This window comes from Sphingomonas phyllosphaerae (assembly GCF_029623345.1).
GTDB classification, from domain to species: Bacteria; Pseudomonadota; Alphaproteobacteria; order Sphingomonadales; family Sphingomonadaceae; genus Sphingomonas; species Sphingomonas phyllosphaerae_C.
Map to the genome: position 1 here is coordinate 1 of NZ_JAPYKH010000048.1, position 3,833 is coordinate 3,833.

The 3,833-nt window shown below is 56.3% G+C and carries 2 tRNA genes and 2 rRNA genes; all 4 read right to left on the bottom strand.

Annotated features, from left to right (window positions below):
- Nucleotides 1-51: 51 nt before the first annotated feature.
- A 5S ribosomal RNA gene (gene rrf, locus QBJ89_RS19995) occupies nt 52-166 on the bottom strand.
- Between the two features lie 132 nt (nt 167-298).
- Nucleotides 299-3,162, bottom strand: a 23S ribosomal RNA gene (locus QBJ89_RS20000).
- Nucleotides 3,163-3,485: 323 nt separating this feature from the next.
- Nucleotides 3,486-3,561, bottom strand: a tRNA-Ala gene (locus QBJ89_RS20005).
- Nucleotides 3,562-3,687: 126 nt separating this feature from the next.
- A tRNA-Ile gene (locus tag QBJ89_RS20010) sits at nt 3,688-3,764 on the bottom strand.
- Nucleotides 3,765-3,833: the final 69 nt, after the last annotated feature.

Here is a 3,833-nt window from a genome sequence, read left to right on the forward strand (position 1 = left end):
GTGAATGGGTTCTTTGTATTGATGGTGTATATGCAACGCGCGGGCTACAATGCCTGGCGGCGACCTACTCTTCCATCGCTTGAGCGATAGTACCATTGGCGCGGTCGGGTTTCACGTCCGAGTTCGGGATGGGATCGGGTGGGACACCGACGCTATGGCCACCAGGCAATGGAGCCGGCGCGTTGCGGGTCGGCGCGCTGTTGAGCGCGCCGTCCTGTTCATCATGGGGTATAAAAATCGATGCACCTGGCTTTGGGGAGTAATCACCTGGCCAACGCTGATGTTGGGGGTGTGTGCTCTCAAGCGCGAATAGGACGATTAGTATCGGTTAGCTTCACGCGTTACCGCGCTTCCACATCCGATCTATCAAGGTCGTGGTCTCCGACCGTCCTGTGAAATCTTATCTCGAGGGAGGCTTCCCGCTTAGATGCTTTCAGCGGTTATCCCGTCCGTACATAGCTACCCTGCTGCGCCGTTGGCACGACGACAGGTACACCAGAGGTACGTTCAACCCGGTCCTCTCGTACTAGGGTCAACTCCTCTCAAATTTCGACGCCCACGGCAGATAGGGACCAAACTGTCTCGCGACGTTCTGAACCCAGCTCACGTACCACTTTAATTGGCGAACAGCCAAACCCTTGGGACCTGCTCCAGCCCCAGGATGTGATGAGCCGACATCGAGGTGCCAAACAACCCCGTCGATATGAGCTCTTGGGGGTTATCAGCCTGTTATCCCCGGCGTACCTTTTATCCGTTGAGCGATGGCCCTTCCACGAGGGACCACCGGATCACTATGACCGACTTTCGTCTCTGCTCGACTTGTCAGTCTCGCAGTCAGGCTGGCTTATGCCATTGCACTCTAACAGACGGTTTCCAACCGTCCTGAGCCAACCTTCGCGCGCCTCCGTTACTCTTTAGGAGGCGACCGCCCCAGTCAAACTACCCGCCACAGAGGGTCCCTGTTCCGGCTTCACGGAACGAGGTTAGACAGTAGACAACAACAGGGTGGTATTTCACCTATGGCTCCACGTCAGCTGGCGCCGACGCTTCAAAGCCTCCCACCTATGCTACACAGTTCTTGTCCACTGCCACTCTGAAGCTGCAGTAAAGGTGCACGGGGTCTTTCCGTCTAACCGCGGGTACTCCGCATCTTCACGGAGAATTCAATTTCGCTGAGCATGTCCTGGAGACAGTGGGGAAGTCGTTACGCCATTCGTGCAGGTCGGAACTTACCCGACAAGGAATTTCGCTACCTTAGGACCGTTATAGTTACGGCCGCCGTTTACCTGGGCTTCATTTCAGAGCTTGCACCCCTCCACTTAACCTTCAGGCACCGGGCAGGCGTCAGACCCTATACGTCGTCTTGAAGCCGACTTAGCAGAGCCCTGTGTTTTTGCTAAACAGTCGCTACCCCCTGGCCTGTGCCCCCAATGATGGCTTGCGCCTACATTGGGCCTCCTTCTTCCGAAGGTACGGAGGCAATTTGCCGAGTTCCTTCAGGACACTTCTCTCAAGCGCCTTGGTATACTCTACCTGACCACCTGTGTCGGTTTCGGGTACGGTCTATACGGTGGGGCTATTTCCCGGGACAGCTTCGAAGCCGGCTCAATCCGATAAGAGCCGACAACACACGCCATCCGTCACACACCACCAGGCTGCGGAATATTAACCGCATTCCCATCGACTACCCCCTTCGGGCTCGTCTTAGGGGCCGGCTCACCCTGCGCGGATTAGCCTTGCGCAGGAACCCTTGGTCTTTCGGCGAGAGGGCATCTCACCCTCTTTATCGCTACTCATGTCTGCATTCGCACTTCCGATACCTCCACCACCCATTACCAGATGGCTTCACCGGCTTACGGAACGCTCCGCTACCGCGTGATCATAAGATCACACCCTAAGCTTCGGTGCACGTCTTGAGCCCCGTTACATCTTCGCCGCAGGAACCCTTATTTAGACCAGTGAGCTGTTACGCTTTCTTTAAAGGATGGCTGCTTCTAAGCCAACCTCCTGGTTGTTTTGGGATTCCCACATGCTTTCCCACTTAGACGTGACTTGGGGACCTTAGCTGTAGGTCAGGGCTGTTTCCCTCTTGACGACGGACCTTAGCACCCGCCGTCTGTCTCCCGAGTAGTACTCGTGGGTATTCGGAGTTTGGTTAGGTTTGGTAGATCTCGCGACCCCCTAGCCCATCCAGTGCTCTACCCCCCACGGTATTCGCTCGAGGCACTACCTCAATAGTTTTCGCGGAGAACCAGCTATTTCCCGGCTTGATTGGCCTTTCACCCCTAAACACAACTCATCCGGTAACTTTTCAACGTTAATCGGTTCGGACCTCCAGTGTGTGTTACCACACCTTCATCCTGGTCATGCCTAGATCGCCGGGTTTCGGGTCTAATACTTCAAACTATAGCGCCCTATTCAGACTCGCTTTCGCTGCGCCTACACCTATCGGCTTAAGCTCGCTTGAAACATTAAGTCACAGACCCATTATGCAAGAGGTACGCTGTCAGGCCTCAAGGACCCTCCAACTGCTTGTAGGCAATCCGTTTCAGGTACTGTTTCACTCCCCTCATCGGGGTGCTTTTCACCTTTCCCTCACGGTACTAGTTCGCTATCGGTCGCATACGAGTATTTAGGCTTGGAGGGTGGTCCCCCCATGTTCAGACAGAATTACACGTGTTCCGCCCTACTCGAGTCCTCTTGTCTCACTTTCGCATACGGGGCTGTCACCCGCTACGGCCGATCTTTCCAGATCGTTCTGCTAGTTGAACAAGAGGCACTGGCCTGGTCCGCGTTCGCTCGCCACTACTAACGGAATCTCGGTTGATGTCTTTTCCTCCAGCTACTGAGATGTTTCAGTTCGCCGGGTTCGCTTCTCGAAACCTATGTATTCAGTCTCAAGATACTCAAAACCCCAATTACCCTAGCTGAGCCGCGCGCCGGCACGCTTCACAGGTCCCATCAAAGTAATACTTTGATGGGCGCCTGCCACGCGTGGCGTCGCTCGGCTCTTCTGGGATAATCAGGATGAGTGGGTTTCCCCATTCGGAAATCTGCGGGTCAAAGGTTGCTCACACCTCACCGCAGCTTATCGCAGCGTGCCACGTCCTTCATCGCCTGTATGCGCCAAGGCATCCACGAATTGCCCTTACCTCACGCTTGAGAGCCCACACCACCAACATCAGCGCTGGAGACAGCCCCCTGCGGGACCGCTCACTCGGCAGTAGCGCTCAAGTGGCTCAAAGGTGCGGGTGATTAATCTCAGCCAGATTTGTGAATCGCCAGCCTATCGGTTCGCACGCCGGCCTCGCAGCCAGCGCTTCCCCTCAAAGCCGACGCCTTCACGGCATCGATTTTAAGAACCCATTCACAATGTCAAACAAGGAGTGCCACGCACTCCCCTAACCCGGTGCTCGCGCACACGGGATCTCGTGTCTTCATCAAACTGGATAGTTGTTCGTTCTCAGCGTGCCGCACGGCAGCGATGGTGGAGCCTATCGGGATCGAACCGATGACCTGATGCTTGCAAAGCAACCGCTCTCCCAGCTGAGCTAAGGCCCCATGCGCCAGTGGCGAGACGCAATAGCAACGCTATCGCGCACAGCCACCAGCACGGCCGGCCTGCGCCGCAGGTCCGACGACGCGGGCTTTGCCCGCGGCGCTGGTGGCGCTCGCAACGCTCCAATCTGGTGGGCCGAGTAGGAGTTGAACCTACGACCTCACGCTTATCAGGCGTGCGCTCTAACCACCTGAGCTACCGGCCCGTGCCCGCTGCGCCGTCAGTCACGGCAAAGCCGCGCATCCGGTTCCCATCAAAGTACGACTTTGATGGG